At 64.7% G+C, this 20,845-nt stretch carries 19 protein-coding genes and 1 tRNA gene; 16 read left to right on the plus strand and 4 right to left on the minus strand.

What is annotated here, in order from left to right; genetic code table 11:
* Positions 1-75 precede the first annotated feature (75 nt).
* The 6 genes from KHP60_RS07470 to ispH all read left to right on the plus strand — a co-directional run bounded on the left by KHP60_RS07470 (position 76) and on the right by ispH (position 7,456).
* Positions 76-1,611, plus strand: a complete 1,536-nt coding sequence (locus KHP60_RS07470) for an NAD(P)/FAD-dependent oxidoreductase (RefSeq protein ID WP_213563220.1) — start codon at positions 76-78, stop codon at positions 1,609-1,611.
* Between the two features lie 131 nt (positions 1,612-1,742).
* Positions 1,743-2,447, plus strand: a complete 705-nt coding sequence (locus tag KHP60_RS07475; protein WP_213563355.1) for a lysophospholipid acyltransferase family protein — start codon at positions 1,743-1,745, stop codon at positions 2,445-2,447.
* Positions 2,444-3,556 carry a glycosyltransferase family 2 protein gene (locus KHP60_RS07480; RefSeq protein WP_213563222.1) on the plus strand — a complete coding sequence of 371 codons (1,113 nt, stop codon included), beginning with the start codon at positions 2,444-2,446 and terminating at the stop codon, positions 3,554-3,556. The genes KHP60_RS07475 and KHP60_RS07480 overlap by 4 nt, the downstream gene beginning before the upstream one ends.
* A complete protein-coding gene (locus KHP60_RS07485) occupies positions 3,553-5,211 on the plus strand; it encodes a squalene/phytoene synthase family protein (protein ID WP_213563224.1) in 1,659 nt (552 codons plus the stop codon). Before KHP60_RS07480 ends, KHP60_RS07485 begins: the two co-directional genes overlap by 4 nt.
* Positions 5,208-6,491, plus strand: coding sequence for an FAD-dependent oxidoreductase (locus KHP60_RS07490; RefSeq protein WP_213563231.1), 1,284 nt, complete (start codon positions 5,208-5,210; stop codon positions 6,489-6,491). Before KHP60_RS07485 ends, KHP60_RS07490 begins: the two co-directional genes overlap by 4 nt.
* The gene (gene ispH, locus KHP60_RS07495; protein ID WP_213563239.1) at positions 6,488-7,456 is read left to right on the plus strand and encodes a 4-hydroxy-3-methylbut-2-enyl diphosphate reductase; all 969 of its coding nucleotides are present in this window, start codon (positions 6,488-6,490) and stop codon (positions 7,454-7,456) included. Before KHP60_RS07490 ends, ispH begins: the two co-directional genes overlap by 4 nt.
* Here the strand turns inward: ispH and KHP60_RS07500 are convergent.
* Positions 7,435-8,856, minus strand: a complete 1,422-nt coding sequence (locus tag KHP60_RS07500; RefSeq protein ID WP_213563241.1) for an MATE family efflux transporter — start codon at positions 8,854-8,856, stop codon at positions 7,435-7,437. The two genes, ispH and KHP60_RS07500, sit on opposite strands and share 22 nt — an antisense overlap.
* Positions 8,857-9,113: 257 nt before the next feature.
* Between KHP60_RS07500 and KHP60_RS07505 the strand changes: the two genes are divergently transcribed.
* Both KHP60_RS07505 and KHP60_RS07510 read left to right on the plus strand, forming a co-directional pair.
* The gene (locus KHP60_RS07505) at positions 9,114-10,091 is read left to right on the plus strand and encodes an amidoligase family protein (RefSeq protein WP_213563248.1); all 978 of its coding nucleotides are present in this window, start codon (positions 9,114-9,116) and stop codon (positions 10,089-10,091) included.
* Positions 10,088-10,789: a gamma-glutamyl-gamma-aminobutyrate hydrolase family protein gene (locus KHP60_RS07510; protein ID WP_213563256.1), complete on the plus strand. Its 702-nt coding sequence runs from the start codon at positions 10,088-10,090 to the stop codon at positions 10,787-10,789. The genes KHP60_RS07505 and KHP60_RS07510 overlap by 4 nt, the downstream gene beginning before the upstream one ends.
* Before the next feature lie 32 nt (positions 10,790-10,821).
* Here the strand turns inward: KHP60_RS07510 and KHP60_RS07515 are convergent, their stop codons facing one another.
* The gene (locus KHP60_RS07515; RefSeq protein ID WP_213563258.1) at positions 10,822-12,342 is read right to left on the minus strand and encodes a response regulator; all 1,521 of its coding nucleotides are present in this window, start codon (positions 12,340-12,342) and stop codon (positions 10,822-10,824) included.
* Between the two features lie 169 nt (positions 12,343-12,511).
* Between KHP60_RS07515 and KHP60_RS07520 the strand changes: the two genes are divergently transcribed.
* From KHP60_RS07520 to KHP60_RS07530, 3 genes are all read left to right on the plus strand, one after another.
* On the plus strand, positions 12,512-14,731 hold the full coding sequence (locus tag KHP60_RS07520) for a glycoside hydrolase family 3 N-terminal domain-containing protein (RefSeq protein WP_249688589.1): 2,220 nt from the start codon (positions 12,512-12,514) through the stop codon (positions 14,729-14,731).
* A gap of 83 nt (positions 14,732-14,814) precedes the next feature.
* Positions 14,815-15,606, plus strand: a complete 792-nt coding sequence (locus tag KHP60_RS07525; protein WP_213563262.1) for a YoaK family protein — start codon at positions 14,815-14,817, stop codon at positions 15,604-15,606.
* Positions 15,607-15,692: 86 nt separating this feature from the next.
* Complete coding sequence (locus KHP60_RS07530) at positions 15,693-16,532, plus strand: DUF1206 domain-containing protein (protein WP_213563264.1); 840 nt, start codon at positions 15,693-15,695, stop codon at positions 16,530-16,532.
* Between the two features lie 23 nt (positions 16,533-16,555).
* On the opposite strand, the gene KHP60_RS07535 is transcribed toward KHP60_RS07530, so the two are convergent.
* Positions 16,556-16,632, minus strand: a tRNA-Arg gene (locus KHP60_RS07535).
* A 158-nt stretch (positions 16,633-16,790) separates the two neighbouring features.
* On the opposite strand from KHP60_RS07535, the gene KHP60_RS07540 reads away from it, so the two are divergent.
* From KHP60_RS07540 to KHP60_RS07560, 5 genes are all read left to right on the plus strand, one after another.
* The gene (locus KHP60_RS07540; protein ID WP_213563266.1) at positions 16,791-17,003 is read left to right on the plus strand and encodes a sugar phosphorylase; all 213 of its coding nucleotides are present in this window, start codon (positions 16,791-16,793) and stop codon (positions 17,001-17,003) included.
* 183 nt (positions 17,004-17,186) lie between these two features.
* Entirely contained in the window at positions 17,187-17,333 is a 147-nt protein-coding gene (locus tag KHP60_RS07545) for a hypothetical protein (RefSeq protein WP_213563268.1), read from the plus strand.
* On the plus strand, positions 17,330-17,545 hold the full coding sequence (locus tag KHP60_RS07550; RefSeq protein ID WP_213563360.1) for a hypothetical protein: 216 nt from the start codon (positions 17,330-17,332) through the stop codon (positions 17,543-17,545). The genes KHP60_RS07545 and KHP60_RS07550 overlap by 4 nt, the downstream gene beginning before the upstream one ends.
* A gap of 80 nt (positions 17,546-17,625) precedes the next feature.
* Complete coding sequence (locus tag KHP60_RS07555; protein WP_213563270.1) at positions 17,626-18,417, plus strand: hypothetical protein; 792 nt, start codon at positions 17,626-17,628, stop codon at positions 18,415-18,417.
* Positions 18,418-18,423: 6 nt separating this feature from the next.
* Positions 18,424-19,848, plus strand: a complete 1,425-nt coding sequence (locus tag KHP60_RS07560; RefSeq protein WP_213563279.1) for a M48 family metalloprotease — start codon at positions 18,424-18,426, stop codon at positions 19,846-19,848.
* A gap of 93 nt (positions 19,849-19,941) precedes the next feature.
* Here the strand turns inward: KHP60_RS07560 and KHP60_RS07565 are convergent, their stop codons facing one another.
* The gene (locus KHP60_RS07565) at positions 19,942-20,814 is read right to left on the minus strand and encodes an RNA polymerase factor sigma-32 (RefSeq protein WP_213563287.1); all 873 of its coding nucleotides are present in this window, start codon (positions 20,812-20,814) and stop codon (positions 19,942-19,944) included.
* Positions 20,815-20,845: the final 31 nt, after the last annotated feature.

Here is a 20,845-nt window from a genome sequence, read left to right on the forward strand (position 1 = left end):
CCATGCCCTTCCTAGAACCAACACGACTGGACGCGGGCCCTTGATGGACAGGTTCGTGCCTTGCGGGAGGAATGCGTGAAGGCTCAAGGGACTTCGGTTGCGGTCATCGGCGGGGGATTGGGCGGATTGGCGGCGGCCTGCGTCGCGGCGGCCCGCGGGCATAAGGTCACTCTCTACGACAAGAACGCTTGGATCGGCGGCAAGGCGGCGGTTTTGCATGAAGACGGATTTCGCTTCGACATGGGGCCGACGATCCTGACCGTGCCGCGGGTTCTGGAACGCATCTTCGCGGAGGCCGGTCGCGACCTCTCGGATTATCTAGAGCTCGTCCGACTCGATCCGCAATGGCGCTGCTTCTTCGATGACGGAACGCGGATCGATCTGCAGGAAAACATCGAGACCATGGCCGAGGCCATGGATCGCTTCGCTCCCGGAAGGAACGCCGGCGACGGGTACAAGCGCTTCCAGGAAATCTCCGCCCACCTCCACGATATTTCGAACCGGTTCTTCTTTTGGAAGCCGGTGGAAGATCTCTTCGACACCATCAACATCCGCGCCAACATGAATCCCGCAACCTTGAGGGATGTTTTGTCCCTGCGCATGGGTTCCTCCGTTGCAGGAACCATCCGCTCGAAGGTGAAAGACGAACGCCTGGCGCAGATGCTCGACCACTTCACGCAATATGTCGGCTCCTCGCCGTATGGCTCGCCCGCCGTGCTCTGCGCCATCGCCCACATGCAGGCAGCCGATGGCGTCTGGTATCCCATGGGCGGGACCCGCGCAGTGGCGGAGGCTCTGGCGAAACTTGCCACCGAACTTGGCGCCACGATCAAGACCGACAGTGATGTGGCTTCTCTCAGGATCGAAAACGGAGAAGTGACGGGGCTCGCGCTCGCAAGCGGCGACGTCGTGGCCTACGACAACGTCATTTCCAACATGGATTCCATCCGCACCTATCGCGAACTCGTCGGCGGAGAGGTGGGCGAGCACTATGCGCGAAAGGACTTCGAGCCCGCCTGCTCCGGCGTGGTGCTCTATCTCGGTCTCAACAAGCGCTATGACCACATCCTCCATCATGATTTCGTGTTCTCCCGTGACCCGGAGGAGGAGTTCGATTTCATTTATCGCCGCGGCGAGCCCGCACCCGATCCCACCTGCTATCTCGCGGCTCCCGCTGCCACCGATCCGAGCGTCGCGCCCGACGGCGGCGAGGCGCTCTATGTTCTCGTCCACACGCCTTACCTGCGCCCGCACCACGACTGGTCGCAGATGTTCCCCGCCTATCGCCAGGTGATTCTCGACAAGTTGAAACGCACGGCCGGCATGGGTGATATCGAAGAGCGCATCGTGGTCGAGCGCCACCTGACGCCGCAGGACATTCACGACCGCTACAAGGTGCTCAACGGCGCCATCTACGGTTTGGCGAGCCACGGCAAGTTCATGGGCGCGTTCAAGCCGGGCAACCGCAGCCGGCAGGTGCGCGGTCTCTATCTCGCGGGCGGCGCGGCGCATCCCGGCCCCGGCATGCCGATGGTCATGATGTCAGGCTGGATCGCCGCCGACGCCCTCGATGCGGATTGCAAAGTCGAGAATCTACGGAACGTGTCTTGAGGCAGGAATCCGACCAGGCAGAGACGGAGCGCTCCTCTCCCCGTCACGCGGGAGGTTCTGCCGTCGCGCGTCGCTCAGCCCTGCTTCATCGCTTCGTGGTCCCGACCTTCCGGCGCTATTTCACGCGTCACATGAATGCCCTGCGGATCGCCTCGTGGGGGATACCGGCCGTGCCGCAGCAGGGCCCAGTCATTGTTTATTCCAATCATCCGGCGTGGTGGGATGCAGCGGTCTACATCCTGGCGGCCGACCACTTCTTTCCCGCTTACGAGAGCTATGCGCCGATCGATGCTGCGATGCTGAAGCAATACGGCATCTTCGGTCGCATCGGCGCCTTCGGCGTCGACCTTGAAAGCCCACGTGGAGCAGCGAATTTTCTCAGCGCCGGCTCGGAAATCCTTTCCGCCCGCAACCGCGCTCTCTGGATCACGGCTCAGGGACGCTTCGGCGATGCGCGCGAGCGTCCTCTCGGACTCAAGCCCGGCGTGGCCCGCCTCGTCGAACGCGCCCCCGGTTGCACCATCCTGCCGCTCGCTATCGAGTACAGCTTCTGGCTCGAGCGCGGGGCGGAAGCCTTCATGGCCTTCGGCGAGCCCCTGCGCGGGTCGGAACTTTTGAACCTCGAACGCCCTGCCCGCCTGCAAAAGCTCGAAGACGAACTCACCGCAACACTTGACCATCTGAGCGCCGATGTGCGGAGCCGCGATCCGGCCCGTTTCCGTGCCGTGCTCGAAGGCCGCGCCGGCGTAGGCGGGTTCTATGACGGCTGGCGGAGAATGGCGGCAGCCTTGCGCGGGCGCAGCTTCGATCCGTCCCATGAGGGGCGTCACTCATGATGGTGTTGGGCTTGATCCTGCTTGCCCTCGCGACCATCCCGTTCGTGCTCGCGCTCATGAACCTGAGCACCTTAAACGCAACGCCGCGCCACGCGCCGCAAGGAGACGTCCTCGTCTCGATCCTCATCCCCACTCGCAACGAGGCGAAGAATATAGGGCCTGCTCTCGATGCGGCTCTCGGCAGCATCGGCGTGCCGGTCGAAATCCTCGTCATGGACGACGGGTCCACGGATGCGACCGCCGATATCGTCCGCGCCTATGCGGCTCGCGACGCCCGTGTGCAGCTCCTCACCGCACCGGCTCTCGAGGAAGGATGGACCGGCAAGGTCCATGCCTGCCACCATCTCTCGAAGGCCGCACGCGGCACGCATTTTCTGTTCGTGGATGCCGACGTGCGATTGGGCTCCCACGCCGCGGCTTTGCTGGCAGGCCATGCGCAGGCCACCGATTCTGGACTCGTCAGCGCCGTGCCGCGCCAGATCATGATCAGTCTCGGCGAATTATTGACGGTGCCGACGATCAACTTGCTTCTGCTCGGCTATCTGCCCATGGGCTTCATGCGCCTGTCGCGGGATCCAGGTCTGGGGGCCGCCTGCGGGCAGCTCATGCTCGTCGAGCGTAATGCCTATCGAGCGAGCGGCGGCCACGCGGCAATCCGCTCACGCATCCATGACGGCATCCAGCTGGCTCGGCTCTTTCGCCGCAAGGGAATGATGACGGATCTGGTATCCGGAGAGCGCCTCGCCACCTGCCGCATGTATGCAGGCTTCGACGAGGCCTGGGCCGGCTTCGCCAAGAACGCGCACGAAGGGATGGCAACGCCGGTCGCCCTGCCGATCTGGACTGCGCTTCTGCTCGGCGGCCATGTTCTGCCGTTCCTGCTGCTGCCGTTTGCTCCGGTCCTCCCCCTCGCCTGCGCGGCCCTGCTCTCGCTTGTCACGCGCGCGCTCGTGACCGTCGCGACTCGGGAAAATCCTTGGTCGATCCCCCTGCATCCTTTCACGACCCTTGTCGGCCTCGCGATCCAATGGAGCGTACTCCTGAGGATCGGCGATGCACGCCGCGCCGGGTGGAAAGGCAGGCTTTATCCCCTGGAGGAAAAGCCATGAGCGCTGGCGCTGAGCGATCTTCGAAGCGGCCGCGGGACGAGAACTTTCCCGTTGCCTCCCTGGTGCTCTCTCCCGAGCACCAGGGTGCAGTTCTCGCCTTTTATGATTTTGCCCGCATGGCGGATGATATCGCCGATGCACCCGACCTTGGGGCGGCCGAGAAGCTGACGCGTCTCGATGCTCTTGAACAGGCGCTCGTCTCGGGCGATCCGGCGGTTCCCCAGGCCGCGCGCCTGCATGCCACCGACAGACGGCACAAGGCCGGCCTGATCCAGGCCCGCGACCTGCTGCGCGCCTTTCATCAGGATGTGGTCAAGGCCCGCTACAACGACTGGGCGGAACTGATCGATTACTGCCGCTTCTCCGCCAATCCGGTCGGCCGTTTCCTTCTTATCCTTCACGGTGAGCGCGGTTCGGCTCAGGTGCCGGCGGATGCTCTCTGCACGGCGCTTCAGATCCTCAACCATCTGCAGGATTGTGGCACGGATCGTGAGAATATGGGGCGGATCTACATCCCGATCCGGTGGATGCTGGCAGCAGGCTCCGAGGCAGCTTTCTTCGATCCGTCGCGTACAGCATTCCGCCGCGATGTCTTCAACGCCATGCTCGACCGGGTCGATGCGCTGATCGATCAGGCGCAATCCCTGCCGGAGCATCTACAGAACAGGCGCCTGCGGGCACAGAGCATCGCGACCATCGGCCTCGCCCAACGCCTGAGTCAGCGCCTGCGACATGCCGATCCGGTGCTGGAGCGCGTGCAGGTGAGCAAAGCCGATGCCTGCATGGCGTTCCTGCGTGGCCTCCGCGGCGCAGTTCGCCCCCCCTCTCCCAGCGATCATCACGTGACGGCGGCAGTGGTGCGGCGTTCGGGCTCGTCCTTCCGCCTCGGCATGCAGAGTCTCGGGTCCGAGCGCCGCCGCGCCATTCATGCAGTCTATGCCTTCTGCCGCGCGGTAGACGATATCGCCGATGGCGCGGCGCCTGCTTCCGAGAAGCGTGCTTTCCTGCGCGATTGGCGGCGCGAGCTCGACCGGCTTCACCGCGCGCCGGAAACGCCCATCGGACGGGAGCTCGCCCGCGCGTCGACCCTCTTCAAGCTGCCTCTGGAGGAATGCCATGCCCTGCTCGACGGCATGGAAACCGACAGCGCAGACAGGGTACGCCTGGCCGACGATTATGAACTCGGTCTCTATGGACGCCGTGTCGCCGGCTCGGTCGGCGCCCTGTCGATCCGCATCTTCGGTGCGCCCTCGGCCCATGACTTCGCGCTCCATCTCGGACGCACCCTGCAGCTCGTGAACATCCTGCGCGACGTGGACGAGGATGCTTCCTGCGAGCGCGTCTACGTTCCCCTCTCACGGCTCGCGCAGCTGGGATTGCGTGATGCACCGGCCGCGGCCCTCGTGGCCGATCCGCGCTTTGCACGCGTCTGCGAAAGCCTTGCCGATGAAGCGCGCTCAGGTTTTGAGGTGGCGGATGCAGCCCTGATGCATCTCGACCGCAAGGCCCTGAAACCGGCGATCCTGATGATGGAGAGTTATCGCTGCGTGCTCGACCGGCTGCAGGCGCGCGGCTGGGGCATGCGCCAGGGCAAATTGCGCTTGAGCACGGCCGACCGGCTCCATCTCATCACCCGCGCCATGAGGCCCGCATGACAAGGCGCACTCATATCATCGGGGCCGGCATTGCAGGCCTGAGTGCGGCCCTCGCCGTGACGGCCGATGGTGACGACGCTGTCGTCTACGAAGCCGCACCGCAACCGGGCGGACGCTGCCGGACGCTCCAGCCGTCCGATGGCTTCACCCATGACAACGGCACCCATGTGCTGTTCACGGCCAATGGGCATGCCATCAATCTCCTCAAAACCATCGGCGCCCGCAGTCAATGGTTCGAGCCTGAACCTAAGGGGCTTCCGCTCTATGACGGGCGAACGGGAGAGATGCAGCACGTGGGCCTCTCCCCCTGGTCGTGGCTTTTCTCCTCGCGCCGCCCGCAGGGCCTGACCCTGCCCGATCTCGCGCGCATTCTGCGACTTGTGTTGACCGCGAAGGATTGCCCGGTCGCTTCCATCATCGGCAAGCGTCCGATCATGGACAGCCTGATCGAGCCCTTGACGGTGGCGGTGCTCAATACCCCTGCCGCGCAGGCTTCCTCGCAGCGGCTCGCCTGCGCCCTCCGGCAACTCCTCCGGCCCGGTGCCGGACGGCTCCTGGTGGCGAGAAACGGCTTGAGCGAAGACCTGATCGAGCCAGCGGTTGCGACCCTTGAGGCGAGAGGCGCGTCCATCCTGACCGGACAGCGCCTGCGCACGCTTCTGACGAGCCATGAGCGCGCCATCGGACTGGCGCTGACGGACCGCACCGTGATGCTCGGTCCCGACGACCGGGTCGTCCTGGCGCTTCCGCCCTTTGAGGTGGCGCGGCTCTTGCCGGCGCTCCCCGTGCCGACCATTTTCGAGCCCATCCTCAACGTTCATTATCGCCTGCGGGGTTTGGCGCACCCGCGATTCATCGGATTCACCGGCATGCTCGCGCAGTGGGCGCTGATCCGCCCAACTCATGTGAGCGTCACGGTCTCGGCCGCCGATGCGGTGATCGATCAGAACGCCGCCGAAGTGGCAGTCAGGATCTGGCGCGACATCATACCGGCGCTGCGCGGCCTTGGACTCGAAGTGGCAAGCGATCGCCAGCCGGAAACCCGGGTGGTGAAGGAGAAACGCGCTACGATCCGCCAAGCGGCTGAGATTCTCCCGCAGCCTCCCCTGCGGCCTCTCGCCAATCTTGCTTTGGCGGGTGACTGGCTCGGCTCCTTGCCCGCTACCATCGAAAGCGCCGTCATGGCCGGTGAGCACGCCGCATCCATCCTGCGCCATGTCCGCGGCACCCGCTCTCCCGTTCCGCGCAACCGCCCTATGACGACGGAGGATGCGGCATGATCCAGGATCACCCGCCGCTCACCGTGCTGCTCGCGGCGCCCCGCAGCTTCTGTGCCGGCGTCGAGCGCGCCATCCGCGCCGTCGAGGACGCCCTCGAGCGAACCGGCAAGCCCGTCTATGTGCGCCACGAGATCGTCCATAACGGCCGCGTGGTGGAAGAGCTCAAGCGCAAGGGCGCGGTCTTCGTCGAGGACATCGCCGAGATTCCGGACGGCGCCGTGGCCATCTTCAGCGCGCACGGCGTTCCACGCGCGGTCGAAAGGGAAGCGGCAGGGCGCCGGCTCTCCGTGCTCGATGCCACCTGTCCGCTCGTGCGCCGCGTTCACCTCGAAGGGCAGCGCCATGCCAAGGCGGGGCGCGAGGTCATCGTCATCGGCCATCGTGGCCATGTGGAGATCGAAGGAACGACCGGACAGATCGACGGCACCGTGCATGTGATCGAGAGCGTCGCGGAAGCGCTCAGCGTGCCGGTCGGCAGCCCGGAGCGCATCGCCTACATTACCCAGACCACACTCTCCGTCGACGATACGCGAGACATCATTGCAGCCTTGAAGAAGCGCTTTCCGGCGATCCAGGGGCCCGACATCAAGACGATCTGCTACGCCACGCAGAATCGGCAGATGGCGGTCCGCGTGATCGCGAAGCGCGCGGAGCGGATCATCGTGTGCGGCGCACGCAATTCATCGAACACGAACCGCCTGTGCGAAGTCGCCGTCAACGAAGGCCGCCAAGCCCTTCTCATGCAGGATCCGACGGATCTGACGCTCTCCTTCATCGACGGCGCCGCCGTGATCGGCCTCACCGCAGGCGCCTCCGCGCCTGAAGATCTGGTGCAGGAGGCCTTGGCCCAACTCGCACAATGGCGGCGGCTCACCGTGGAAGAGCTGCGCGTGACCCATGAGGACGCGCAGTTCGCCCCCGTGGATCTCTCGCGTCTCGTCAATCAGCTCGCGAACGCTTCCTGAACGTCCGGCGGCACGGCCGTGACCAGACCCAGCCGGTCGCGGCGCAGCCAGCGCCACAGCATCAAGCAGGCCACCACGGCGAGCCCGCTGGCAAGCCCGATCCAGATGCCGACGCCCCGCAGCGACGTGCCGAAGGCCAGGATGGTGCCGAGCGGCAGGCCCACACCCCAATAGCCGAGCGCCGCATAGATCATCGGCACGCGGGTATCCTGCAACCCGCGCAGCATTCCGGCGCCGACCGCCTGCGCGCCGTCCACCAGCTGGAAGATGGCTGCCACCACCAGGAAGGTGCGTGCCAGATCGATGACGAGCGCATTCCTGGGATCATTCGCGTCGAGGAAGACACCGAGCAGCAGGTGGGGCGCAAACAGCATCAGGGAGGCGGTGATGACCATGAAGCCGGTGCCGAGGGCAAAGGATGTCCAGCCGGCACGGGTGACGCCACCTGCGTCCTGCGCCCCATAGGCCCGGCCCACGCGCACCGTCACAGCCTGTCCGATGCCGAGGGGCACGGAGAAGCAGAAGGATGCGATCTGCAGCGCCACCGCGTGAGCCGCCAGCTCGCTTGCGCCGATGCGGCCCATCAGCATGGCGGCGGCATTGAAGATCGTGACCTCGAACATCAGCGTGAGGCCGATGGGCAGGCCGATCCGCCAGAGGGTGCGATAGCGCGGCCAGTCGGCCCGCCAGAAGCGCCCGAAGACGTGATAGCGCCTGAACCTCGGATGGAGGACGATCACCAGGGCGAGTCCAAGGAACATGAAGGTGCTCGAGATGATCGTGCCGATACCCACGCCGATCAGCCCCAGGGCCGGAAGGCCGAAGGAGCCCACCATCAGGGCATAGGCCGCGCCGAAATTGACCGGGATGGCGAGGAGGCCGATGAACAAAGCCCAGCCGGGGCGCTCCAGCGCCGCCAGGAACGAGCGCAGCACCAGAAACAACAGAAATGGCAGAAGGCTCCACTGCAGCGCGCGAATATACTGGCCAGCACTATGGGCAAGCCCCGGCTCCTGTCCGATGGCCAGAAGGATCCTCTCCCCATTCCAGGCCACGATCCAGATCGGCACGGCGACCGTCACGCAGGCCCAGAGGCCCTGGCGCACCGTACGCCGCACCTCGCGCACGGAATGCCGCTTGCGGCCAAGCTCCTCGGCGATCATTGGCGAGGTCGCGTTGATCAGGCCGATCCCGAAGATCAGGAAGGCGAAATAGAGGTTGGTGCCGAGCGCACCCGCCGCCAGCGCCTCCGATCCCATCCAGCCCATCAGGATGACGTCGGACGTGATCAAGGCGTTCTGTGCAATGGTTGCAAGAACCAGGGGCCAGCCGAGGGCCAGAGTTGCACGCAGCTCCGCTAGCCAAGCAGCGCGCTCGAAGGTCGATTCTCTCGAAATCATGATAGGCGGCTTGTAGCCAACCCGAAGCCGGAAAGCCACACCCGCATGGACACGAGGAATCCTCTTTGGGGCGTCGGCCCCAAAAGCAGGCCCCACATTGGGATCCGTCCGATGCTCTCTTCCTGTGATGAACGCATCACTGAGAGCGGAAAACCGGGGCCACTTTCCGCCCGATGCGCTGGACCAAGGAACCTGAGCGGAAGCGCACCCGTTCACCCCATTGCTCACGTTTAGGTGTTGTTCTTCCGGAGTTTTCGATGGCGCAGCCTGCGCTTTCAACCGAGATCGAGTTTGCCGTGCCGCCGATCCTGCACAACGAGCAGGGGCAGATGCGCACGGTCGGAGTCGAAATCGAGTTCGTTGGCCCCTCCGCCGAGAGGACCGTGCAGGCTTTGCAGGAAGCGCTCGGCGGCCGGCTCCTCGAGGAAGACCCGCATGCCTTCGCGTTGAAGGAATCAGCCATCGGCGATCTGACGGTCGAGCTCGACAGCCGGATTCTGCATCCGGGCAAGCAGGCCGGAACGCAAAGAGGCGTCCTGCCCAAGATCGCCGCCCTTTTCGGCTTCGCGGCCCGCTATCTCGTTCCGTGCGAACTGGTGACGGCACCGATCCCCATGGATCGGCTCCAGGAACTCAATCGCATCCTGACGATCCTGCGCGGGGCTGGCGCCAAGGGCACGCAGGATGCCCCCTTCTATGCCTTCGGCCTGCATTTCAACCCGGAGATCCCGCGCCAGGATGCGGCGACACTCACAGCCTTCATGAAGAGCTTCGCCCTGCTCAATCCATGGCTTCGTCGTGAGGCCTCGCCGGATGCCACCCGCAATCTTCTGGGCTTTGCCGATCCATTTCCGGCCGAGTATGTCCGCACGATCGCCGATCCGGATTACTGGCCGGACATTCCCACCTTCACCGACGATTACCTCGCCTTCAATGCGACCCGGAACCGGGATCTCGATCTCCTGCCGCTCCTGCATCATTTCGATGCGAAGCAGGTGCGTGCCATTCTGCCGAACGAGAAGATCAACGGCCGCCCCACCTTCCATTATCGCCTGCCCGATGCGCGGGTGAGCGATCCCGGCTGGAGCATCGCACCGGACTGGAACCGCTGGGTCTGCGTCGAGCGGCTGGCAAGCGACCGCGAGAAATTGGAGGCCGTCGGATCCGCCTATCTGTCATTCGAGGGGGAGGACAAGAGCTGGGCCAACGTGGTGGAGCAGATCGTACGGTCATGACGAGCCCCCTGATCGGCGTCACCACTTCCCGGCATGGTGGATGGCGCAGCTACCTCATGCACCGGCTGGCGCTTTATCGGGCGGGTGCGCGTTCCGTTCGCCTCATGCCCGGCCATCCGCTGCCGACAGAGCCGCTGCAGGGTCTCGTGATCGGCGGCGGCGACGATATCGGCGCGGAAATCTATGGCGGAAAGGTCCTGCCCGATGTGCGCATCGATCCCGAACGCGACAAGCTGGAGCTCGGCCTTCTCAAGGCGGCCCTCCCGGCGGGACTGCCGATCCTCGGCATCTGCCGGGGATCGCAGATGATCAACGTGGCGCTCGGCGGCACACTGCACACGGACATCTACGAGGTCTACGTTCAGGCGCCGAAGATGCGCACGGTCCTGCCGCGCAAGACCGTGACCATCGAGTATGGCTCCAGGCTGGATCGCATCCTGAGCTGCAATCCCTGCCAGGTGAATGCCCTGCATCACCAATCCGTCGACCGGCTCGGCCAGGGATTGAAGATTGCCGCCCATGACGAGAGCGGCATCGTGCAGGCCATCGAGAGCGAGAGCGCGCCGTTCCTGCTCGGCGTTCAATGGCATCCGGAGCTTCTGGTCTGGAAGAAGCCGCAGCAGCGGCTGTTTGCAGCTCTGGCCGATGCGGCATGCGAGGCTGCAGCCCCGCTCTCGGCAACAGCGCATGCCGGATAGATCAGTGCATCGTGCGGAAAGTGGATCCGGCTTTAACGAGCCCGCCTCGATGCGCGCGGAAACAGCGGGATGACCTTATTGTCGCTCTGCGTGTTCAGGTGCCGCTGGATCGCGATGTGCAGGTCACGGCTGACGATGGGTTTCTGGAGCAGCGGGAATTCGCTGTCTTCGCCGGTGACGACGGGATTGCCGGTGATCAGCAGCACGGGCAGGCTCGGGAAGACCTGCCGCACTTCGCGCGCCAGCATGACCCCGTTCATCGTCCCGGGCATGGCGACGTCGGCGAGGACGAGTGCGGGTCTGCGCGCGCTCAGGGCTCTTACGGCCTGTGCCGCGTCGGTCGCGATGGTGGTCACGTAGCCGAATTCTTCCAGAGTCGATTGCAGCGCGAGCGCGACTTCGAGCTCGTCATCAACCACAAGGATTTCCGTGTGGTTCTGCACGCTCCCGTCCAGCCCGTCATCCTCGCTCGAAGGACCGGATGGCAACAGGGTCGCCGCGTCGGTACGCGGGATATAGAGGATGATGGAGGTCCCATTGCCATCCCGCCGCACCTCCGAGGCGCCTCCGACACCCTGCAGAAAGTGCAGGCCCTGGCGCAGGGACAGCCAAGACGACAGATCGATATCCCGCAAGGCGAAGTCCTGTTCCAGTTCGGCCTCAGGCGCAGGGCGCCCTTCGACCTCTGGACCGGCGCTGCGGATCGTCAGCTGCACGAAGTCCCCCTCGCGTGTCAGATCGGGCAGCGAGCCTTTTTCGACCTGCACGTTGCGGGCCTCGAGCGTGATGGTGCCTCCCTGAGGCAGCGCATCCCGGACATGGCCGCTCAGGGTCACGATGGCCGTTTGGATGTCGTCGGGGTTCGCCTCGATGGACCAGAGATCCTCCGCGAGAGAGACGCGCAGTTCGACCGTGTCGCGCAAAAGCGAGCGGCTCATCAGCTCGGCCACCGAGCTCACCTGCTCTGCAATGTTCACATATTGCAGCTTGGACTCGCCGTGCCGGGCGAAGGCCGTCGAGTGGGCGATGAGCTTGGCGGCCTGATCGGAGGCCACGAGGGCCGAGAGTAGCTTGCGCTGCAGGGTCGGCTGATCCTTCAGCTGACGTGCTGCCGCATCGATATTGGCGCTGATCACCATGAGCCGGTTATTGAGGTCATGAGTGATGCCGTCCCGCAGCCGGTCGACGGCCTCTGCCTTCTGAACGCGGCGCAGGGCATCGTCCTCGTCAGGTGCAGGCGTGTCCTCGAATGCGGAGAATTCAGCGAAGGAGAGGGAGGCATCGGAAGACGGCTCGAAGGGAGCAGCCGTCACGTCCTCGAACACGGACAACTCGTCGGATGCGTCGTCGTCCCTGTGCCGCAGAGCCTGCGTGATCTGCCGTCCGATCAGCAAGGGAGCCCCGGCGGTGAGAAGCAGAAAAAGCCCTGATGCCGCAGCCACGAGAGCCGGATTCCTGACATAGGCGGCCACCGCCAGCGCGAAACCCGACATGATCAGGACGCCGGACAGGCTCAGCAGAGACAGCTTCAACGAGACAGGGAGCAGATGCATAGGCTTTCTAAAATATGATTTGACCTGACGGCCCCCAGACGCCACTTGCACAACTTATCTTGTGTAGCACGAGCGGGCGGCAAGCGAGGGCGACCTCGCGATAAAGTGTTATTGTTCCATAAAGGAGATAATTGTGCGGCTTTCTGATGTCCCTGGCTTGACGCAACTGATGCTTGCACTGACTCTGACGGCCTCGGCTCTCCCGGCAGCAAGTGCCCAGGAGGCGGGTGCACAAGCCATCGAGCGCCGGCTGAGCGAGCTTCTCGGGCAGATGACCCTCGAAGAGAAGATCGGCCAGCTGAATCTTGTCTCCCATGGTCCGCCGCTGCGTTGGGAAGATATCTCCGAGGGGAAGGCTGGGGCCCTGCTGAACTTCAACAGCGCCCAGGATGTAGCCCGTGCTCAGGCTCTGGCACGCCAGAGCCGTCTCAAGATCCCGCCGCTCTTCGGGCTCGACGTCCTGCACGGCTTCCGCACTCAGTTTCCTTTGCCGCTGGGCGAGGCTGCCGCCTTCAGCCCACGCGTCTCCCGGCTCGCTTCCGAATGGGCCGCGAAGGAAGCGGCCTATGTCGGCGTGAACTGGACCTTCGCGCCTATGGCCGACCTGTCGCGCGACAGCCGCTGGGGCCGCATCGTCGAGGGCTTCGGCGAAGATCCGACGCTCGGTGCCGCGCTCACGGCGGCCCGCGTGGAAGGCTTCCGCAAGGGCGGCCTCGCCGCAGCCGCCAAGCATTTCGCCGGCTATGGCGCTCCGCAGGGCGGACGCGATTACGACACCACCTACATCCCGCGTGCGGAGATGTACGACACCTACCTGCCGCCGTTCCGGGCAGCGGTGGAAGCGGGCACGGCCAGCTTCATGGCTGCCTTCAATGCCTTGAACGGCGAGCCCTCGACGGCAAACCCGTGGCTGCTGACGGATGTGCTGCGCACCCAATGGGGCTTCGACGGCTTCGTCACCTCCGACTGGGTCGGCATCGGCGAGCTCATCAATCACGGCATCGCGGCGGATGGTGCAGAAGCGGCCCGCAAGGCGATCCTCGCCGGCGTCGACATGGACATGATGGGCCAGCTCTACATCAAGCACTTGCCTGACGAAGTGCGGGCAGGCCGGGTGCCGGAGAGCGTGATTGACGAATCCGTGCGGCGCGTGCTGCGCACCAAATTCCGCATGGGTCTCTTCGACCGCCCGGACATCGACCCCTCCCGTCTCGATTCGGCATTCCCTTCGGCGGAATCGCGCCAGGCTGCCCGCGAAGTCGCCCGCGAAACCTTCGTGCTGCTGCAGAACCGGGACAACGTGCTGCCGGTGCCGTCGAGCGTCCGATCGATCGCGGTCGTCGGCCCCCTGGCCGATGCGCCTCACGACCAAATGGGCCCTCACGCGGCCCGCGGCCACAAGGAGGACAGCGTCACGATTCTCGAAGGCATCCGTCGCCGCGCCGAGCAGGCGGGACTTTCGGTGCGCCATGCCCCGGCCTGCGACCTGTTCTGCCGCAACACGGACGGGCTGCCCGCGGCGCTTGAGGCGGCCAGGGAGTCGGACTTCGTCATCGCCGTCTTCGGCGAGCCGCAGGAACTGTCAGGAGAGGCCGCCTCCCGCGCCCATTTGGAGCTCAACGGCAAGCAGATCGAGGTGCTGGAGGAGCTCGCCAAGACCGGCAAGCCCGTCGCCCTCGTCATCATGGGCGGGCGTCCGCAGGTGCTGGGCCCGGTCGCGGAGCGCATCCCGTCGATCCTGATGGCCTGGTACCCGGGCACCGAGGCAGGCCCCGCGGTGGCCGATGTCCTGTTCGGCGACGTGAGCCCGAGCGGCAAGCTCCCGGTCACATGGCCCCGCGCCACGGGCCAGCTGCCGCTCTATTACAACCGGCTTCCCACGGGACGCCCCACCCTGCCCGACAACCGTTTCACCCTGCACTACATCGACGAGGCGATCGCGCCGCTCTACCCCTTCGGCTGGGGACTGAGTTACACGCAATTCGCCTACTCGGACGCGAAGATCAGCCAGACGCAGCTCGACGAAAGCCGGACTCTGGAGGTCTCGCTCAATGTGAAGAACACGGGCGCGCGGGAGGGCCAGGAGGTCATTCAGCTCTATACCCGCGACCCGGTGGCAAGCCGCAGCCGCCCCCTGCGCGAGCTGAAGGCCTTCGAGAAGATCGCACTCAAGCCCGGCGAGACGAAGCAGGTCACCCTGCGCGTGCCCGTCGAGTCCCTCGGCTTCCACTTGGATGACGGCTCCTATCTCGTGGAGGCAGGGACCATCCAGGTCTTCGTCGGCGGCTCTTCGCTCGCCGAGCCCGTGGGCGAGGCCGAGATCCTCAAGACCTTGCGCATTCCGCCCATGGAGCGCCGCGCCTCCGCCTCCACCAGCGTTGCGCAGTAATCCGGAAGACTGCCGGAAACGAATTTCCGGCAGTCTTTTTGGCTTATTGGATTCGTGAAGGGATCGGCGTTAGGCTCGTGCCTATGAACGCTCATTCGACAAATCCTGAGCATCGTGACTTCACGATCCGGTCGGTGAAGTCCATCGCGGCATCCGAACGAACTGGGGCGGCCGATACGCTCCTGGGCATGGCCCTCACTTTCGTTGCAGGTGCCATCAATGCCGGCGGCTTTCTGGCGATCGGCCATTATACCTCGCACATGTCGGGTATCGTCTCTGCCATGGCCGACCATTTGGCGCTGGGCTCCCTCGGCATCGTGGGGATCGGCCTTGCGGCCTTCCTGCCCTTCGTCTTCGGGGCAGCCTGTTCGGCCATGCTGATCAACTGGGGCCGGCGCCATCACCTGGGCAGCCGTTACGCCATGCCGCTGATGCTCGAGGCGTTCCTTCTTCTGGGATTCGGCATTCTGGGCTGGCTCACCCATCCATCTCCGGTCTTTGTCGCAATCGCCGTGCCTCTCCTGTGCTTCATCATGGGCCTGCAGAACGCCACGGTGACGAAGATCTCGGGCGCACGCATGCGCACGACCCATGTGACCGGTATCGTGACGGATATCGGCATCGAGCTCGGCAAGCTGCTCTACTGGAATCGCAATCCGCACAATCCGGACCGGATCCTGGCGGACCGTGACAAGCTGCGCCTGCTCGTCCTTCTACTGGCATCCTTCTTCATCGGCGGCGTGACGGGCGCCATCGGATTCAGCCAGATCGGCTTTCTGTTCTCATTTCCCTTCGCGCTTCTGCTGCTTCTGCTCGCTGGACCTCCCCTGGCTGAGGATGCCTCCAGCCTCGTCCGCCAGATCGAGAGGCGCTGACACCTTGCCGGCGAACTAGACCTCACACGCAGCGGAACACTGCAGAGGCTTGACGGTTCTCTCGTGACAGAACGGAGCCGCCAGCCATGCCCACGATCCGCCATAACCCCATCGAGACTCTAGCCCGTCTCGGCTATGGTGCACGGGGCATCGTTTATGGTCTCGTCGGGGGCATGGCTCTTCTCGCTGCCATCGGATCGGGCGGACAGACGGGAGGGAGCCGCAGCGCGCTGCAGACGCTCCTGTCGCAGCCCTTCGGCAAGGTCTGGCTCATCCTGATCGCCCTCGGCCTGTTCGGCTTTTGCGCCTGGCGCGTTCTGGAAGCGCTGACCGATGCCGACCGACGAGGCTCCGACATGAAGGGCCTGGGCATCAGGGCCGCGCATCTGATCAGCGGCTTTATCTATGCCGGTCTTGCCCTCTCGGCCCTGAACCTCGCCCTCGGCCGGGGCTCCGGCGGCGGCGAGGACCAGGCGGCGCAGGACTGGACGGCCTGGCTCATGAGCCAGCCTTTCGGTCAATGGCTGGTCGGCCTCGTCGGCCTTGCCGTGGCGGGGGTAGGCCTCGCTTTCATCTGGAAGGCCTGGCGCGGCGATGTGGCGGAGCGTCTTTCTCTGCCTGCCGATAAGCGAGAATGGATCGTCACCCTCGGCCGTATGGGCTTTGCCGCCCGCGGCGTCGTCTTCCTGATGATCGGCGGCTTCCTGATTCTCGCCGCCCTTCACGCCTCGTCCTCGGAAGTGCATGGCCTGGGCGGAGCGCTCCAGGCTCTTCAGCAGCAGCCCTATGGCTGGGCCCTGCTGGCGCTGACCGCGCTGGGCCTCTTCGCCTTCGGCCTCTTCGGCCTCGTCCAGGCCCGCTACCGCCACATCGATGCCCCCGATCTCGACGACGCCAAAGCCGCCGTTGCGCCGATGGGACGATGAATCTCAACAATCGTGGGGAAAACTGGCGATCCCGGGAAGACTCGAACTTCCGACCTTCGGTTTAGGAAACCGCTGCTCTGTCCGGCTGAGCTACGGGACCGCTTGAGATCACGGGATGTAGCATGGTCGGCATGGTCATTCCAGAGGGTTGCGGCCCTGGATGGTCTCACTGGCAAGCGATCGCCCCGTACACCGCTGAATGTGCGAAGGAACTCCGCATGGCCGGCCCGGTTTGTTGAGGGCAATCGGAGGCAAATCATGGCGCAGACGCTTCGAGACTTTCTGAAACAGGTGGAGAACCTTCCTCCCGATACCCTGCTCTGCGTGGCTGAAGTGGATGAAGCCTTTGCCGCTCACGTGGAAGAAATCGAGATCATCGAAGACGCGAAGGCGCAGAACCGGAAAGCGGAAGGCACAGAGGCCGTCGAGCTCGGAAACGGCAATCAGAGGGTCTTGGTGATCCGCTGGTAGGGGCCTGACCCGCCTGCTTCTCTGAAGCAGAAACCTACCGATCTTGGCCGCAACAATTTGCGCCCTCTGCGATTGAACTCCCAGGAAGCAGCTCTCGCCAGCATGCGGTTTTCTCCTAAGGAGTGGAGATCCTGCGTCGCGCCGTTATTCCATCACCACACGACAGCCAATCAGGATCTCACCATGACGAAGAACATCCCGGGCTCTCGCACGAACCCCGAGGGCATTCCGCAGGAAGGCCACGGCGGCTCGAATGTACGCGGCACCCAGCATCAGCAGGGCAAGGACGGCAACGGCGCCCAGAAGCGGCAGCAAGAGAAGAAATCATGAGCAGCACCGGCAATCGCAGCAATCCGAACGAGACCCGCATCGCGGGCCACCCGGAGAGCGACCGGGCCCAGGTCGATGCGAGCGGCAAGCCCGAAACCGGCAAGCAGGGTGGCGCGACACATCAGGAGAGCCGCAACCACAACAAGCACAACAATGCAGGGCAGAGCGGTCACAAGCCGCAGCAGCACAGCCCGGCGCAGGAAAAGCACTGACCCGATCGTTTCAAGCGTAGCCGTTCGCGGCCAAATGGGTATGATCCCGTCCGATGACGGGATCAACCCTGCGAATTTTCTTGAGCGCGAGCATCGGGGTCGTCCTGACGGTCTCGGCTGGCCGGGCGCAGCCCGTTGCCTCGACGCGCGAGAGAGCAGGCTGCACGGCTGAGGCGCAGCCTGATCGACTGAAGAGCCTTTCCCAGGAGGGAGACCTGATCCTGGCGTCAGGCCGACTTGCCAAACTCGCCGGCGTCCGGCTTCCCGACGGGGCGCCTTACCGGGAGCAGGCCCTGTCCTGGCTGCAGATCCGCAGGGGGGACGCCATCCTTGTCCAGGCAGCGGCCGCCCCTGACCGCTGGAACCGTATCGCGGTTCGCATCCGATCCCTCGACAGAACCGCTCCGCTTGATTGGAGCCATGGTTTGATCGAGGCAGGCCTCGCGATCACCGACGCGGGCCTCGATGAAACCTTCTGCCAGCCGGAATTGCTCGCCCTCGAGTCCACGGCCCGCGAACGACGCCTTGGTCTTTGGAGCGATGACCGCTATAAGCCCATGGACGTCGATCGACCCGAGCCTCTGCAGGACCGAATCGGCAGCTTCGTGCTGGTCGAGGGTCGCGTCAGAAGCATCGGTGAGCGCAAGCAACGCACCTATTTGAACTTCGGGGGGCTCTGGGCAGAAGACTTCACGATCATCATTCCCCGGAAGACCTGGAAACAGATGTCGGACCGCGGTATGGGCGCCGAGGCGCTCAAAGGCCAGCGGATCAGAGCCCGAGGCATTTTGCAGCCTTGGCAAGGGACAGCCTTCTCCATTGTCATACCGGACATGATCGAGCGTCTTGAAGGCGGCCGCCTGCCACGATGAACGAGCATGAGCACAACACGTCAGACAGGTAGCCTCAGGATTTTCGGCAGCGCAATGCTCGCGGCATTCCTTGCCGGCTGCTCCGGCTTCGGCGGGGACATTTCGCTGCCTGCCAACGCGCCGCGGGTGATCGGCCCTGACCGGGACCGCGACCACATTCGGCTTGTGAGAGCCTTCGGTGGCGAAGGCCGGGCTCCGCAGCTCCAGCAGATGCTGACCGATGTGACGAACCGGCTGGTCATGGCCACCGACAGGCCTGACGAGGCCTTCCAGGTGACGATCCTCAACTCGCCCGTGATCAATGCCTTCGCCCTGCCGAACGGGCGCCTTTACGTCACGCGCGGGCTCCTGGCGCTCGCCAACGACACCTCCGAAGTGGCGGCCGTGCTGTCGCACGAAATCGCCCACGTCACCCTCCGTCACGCCACGCAGCGCAGCGAATTGCAGGCGCGCTCGGACCTGATCAAGCGCGTGGCCGAGAATGTGCTGAACGATGCCGAGGAGGCCGCCGTGGCGCAGAGCCAGGCCCGTTCGACGCTGGCAAGCTTCTCGCGTGCGCAGGAACTCGAGGCGGACCAGACAGGGGTTAAGGTTCTGGCCCGGGCGGGCTTCGATCCTTTCGGCGCTCCCCGTTTCCTCACAGCCCTGGGACGCTCGGGCACGAGTTCGGATGCCTCGACAGCCGAGCGGAACGCTTCGCATCCACGCACCGACGACCGGGTGGCGCGGGCGCTGCAGGCGGCGCGGCGCACAGGCATGCAGGGAACCGGCGAAACGGGACGCCTCGCCTATCTGGCGGCCCTCGACGGCCTCTCCTATGGCGACGATCCGGCCGATGGTGTCGTGAAAGGCCGCCGCTTCATCCATTCGAGACTGGGCGTCGCCTTCGAGGCACCGGAGGGCTTCACCCTGGAGAACACCTCACAGGCCGTGCTGGGTGCCTCGGGCGATGGCGAGCGCCGCCTCCTGTTCGATGCGGCCGACACGCCGGAGGGACAGAGCCTGGAGGATGTGCTGCGCTCCACCTGGACGGATACGCTCGAGCCCGGAACCCTGACGACCGGAACCGTAAACGGCCTGCCCATGGTCACCGCTCTGTCCAACGGCAAGGAGTGGACCTTCCGCCTCTCGGCCATCCGGATTGGCAACACCACCTACCGGCTCATCATGGCGACCCGCGGGAACAGGGGGGACCTGGAAGGGATCTTCCAGCAGACCCTGAACAGCGTCCGCCAGGTGCAGTCCGATGAAGCCCGTCGGATCAGGCCCCTGAAGCTACAGGTCGTCACCGCCCAGCGGGGCGATACGGCACAGACGCTTGCCGCCCGGATGCCCGTCGACCGGGCGCTCGAGAAGTTCGTGCTGCTCAACGGCCTCGACAGGAACGCCGCGCTCAAAGTGGGCGAACGCTACAAGATCGTCGTGGAATAACCGTTCACCGTTCCCGAAATAGAATCGGCGAGACGGTGACCCGCCTCGCCGAACGAACAGCCGGAACCAAGGGCTCGAAAGAGCCTGGGCGCCTTACACGAAGGCGCCGGAGGCCTGGGGGTACTTTTCGACCAGGGCGCGCTTGAGCTTTTCGAGTGCCCGGTTCTCGATCTGACGCACGCGCTCCTTGGAGATCCCGAGCCTGTCTCCCAGGAACTCCAGGGTCACCTGCTCGTCGTCGAGGCGACGGGCGCGCAGGATCCGCAATTCGCGCTCGTTGAGAACTTCGAGCGCCTGCTGCAGCCAGCGCACGCGGCGCTCGGTATCGATCACGTCGCTGACGCTCTCATCCGGCAGCGGGCTGTTGTCGACGAGGAATTCGACGCGCTCGGCGGAATTGGACGGATCGGCGTCCAGAACCGGCGCATTGAGGGAGGTATCGGGCGCCGACAGACGGGCATCCATGAGCGCCACATCGGCCTTCGACACGCCGATTGCCTCGGCGATCTTCGCATGAACGTCCGAGGAGATGCGCTCCTCGCCGCCGCGGGTCAGGCGGGCGCGCAGGCGGCGCAGGTTGAAGAAAAGTGCCTTCTGGGCGGAACTCGTTCCGCCACGAACGATTGACCAATTGCGAAGGATGTAATCTTGCACGGAGGCACGGATCCACCAAGTCGCATAGGTTGAAAAGCGGACTTCGCGCTCAGGCTCGAACCGGGCCGCCGCCTCGAGAAGGCCCACATGGCCCTCTTGGACGAGATCGGCCATCGGCAGGCCGTAGTGACGGAAACGGGCCGCCAGCGCGATCACGAGGCGCATGTGGGCAGCGGTCAATTGATGAAGTGCCGCCTCATCACGGTTCTCTTTCCAGCGCACGGCAAGAAGATGCTCCTCTTCTCTTTCGAGAAAAGGCGCATTCATGGCAGCGCGGACGAACCGGCGGCGAACCCCTGAGATTTCTCCCATTGTGTGCTCTCCCTTGGCAGAGACACAACGA

The organism is Microvirga sp. 3-52 (genome assembly GCF_018383585.1).
Taxonomy (GTDB): domain Bacteria; phylum Pseudomonadota; class Alphaproteobacteria; order Rhizobiales; family Beijerinckiaceae; genus Microvirga.

Coding starts and splice junctions, on each gene's coding strand:
- KHP60_RS07475 (WP_213563355.1), top strand. CDS start 1,743: ATGAATGCCCTGCGGATCGCCTCGTGGGGGATACCGGCCGTGCCGCAG.
- KHP60_RS07480 (WP_213563222.1), top strand. CDS start 2,444: ATGATGGTGTTGGGCTTGATCCTGCTTGCCCTCGCGACCATCCCGTTC.
- KHP60_RS07485 (WP_213563224.1), top strand. CDS start 3,553: ATGAGCGCTGGCGCTGAGCGATCTTCGAAGCGGCCGCGGGACGAGAAC.
- KHP60_RS07490 (WP_213563231.1), top strand. CDS start 5,208: ATGACAAGGCGCACTCATATCATCGGGGCCGGCATTGCAGGCCTGAGT.
- ispH (WP_213563239.1), top strand. CDS start 6,488: ATGATCCAGGATCACCCGCCGCTCACCGTGCTGCTCGCGGCGCCCCGC.
- KHP60_RS07500 (WP_213563241.1), bottom strand. CDS start 8,856: ATGATTTCGAGAGAATCGACCTTCGAGCGCGCTGCTTGGCTAGCGGAG.
- KHP60_RS07505 (WP_213563248.1), top strand. CDS start 9,114: ATGGCGCAGCCTGCGCTTTCAACCGAGATCGAGTTTGCCGTGCCGCCG.
- KHP60_RS07510 (WP_213563256.1), top strand. CDS start 10,088: ATGACGAGCCCCCTGATCGGCGTCACCACTTCCCGGCATGGTGGATGG.
- KHP60_RS07515 (WP_213563258.1), bottom strand. CDS start 12,342: ATGCATCTGCTCCCTGTCTCGTTGAAGCTGTCTCTGCTGAGCCTGTCC.
- KHP60_RS07520 (WP_249688589.1), top strand. CDS start 12,512: ATGCTTGCACTGACTCTGACGGCCTCGGCTCTCCCGGCAGCAAGTGCC.
- KHP60_RS07525 (WP_213563262.1), top strand. CDS start 14,815: ATGAACGCTCATTCGACAAATCCTGAGCATCGTGACTTCACGATCCGG.
- KHP60_RS07530 (WP_213563264.1), top strand. CDS start 15,693: ATGCCCACGATCCGCCATAACCCCATCGAGACTCTAGCCCGTCTCGGC.
- KHP60_RS07540 (WP_213563266.1), top strand. CDS start 16,791: ATGGCGCAGACGCTTCGAGACTTTCTGAAACAGGTGGAGAACCTTCCT.
- KHP60_RS07545 (WP_213563268.1), top strand. CDS start 17,187: ATGACGAAGAACATCCCGGGCTCTCGCACGAACCCCGAGGGCATTCCG.
- KHP60_RS07550 (WP_213563360.1), top strand. CDS start 17,330: ATGAGCAGCACCGGCAATCGCAGCAATCCGAACGAGACCCGCATCGCG.
- KHP60_RS07560 (WP_213563279.1), top strand. CDS start 18,424: ATGAGCACAACACGTCAGACAGGTAGCCTCAGGATTTTCGGCAGCGCA.
- KHP60_RS07565 (WP_213563287.1), bottom strand. CDS start 20,814: ATGGGAGAAATCTCAGGGGTTCGCCGCCGGTTCGTCCGCGCTGCCATG.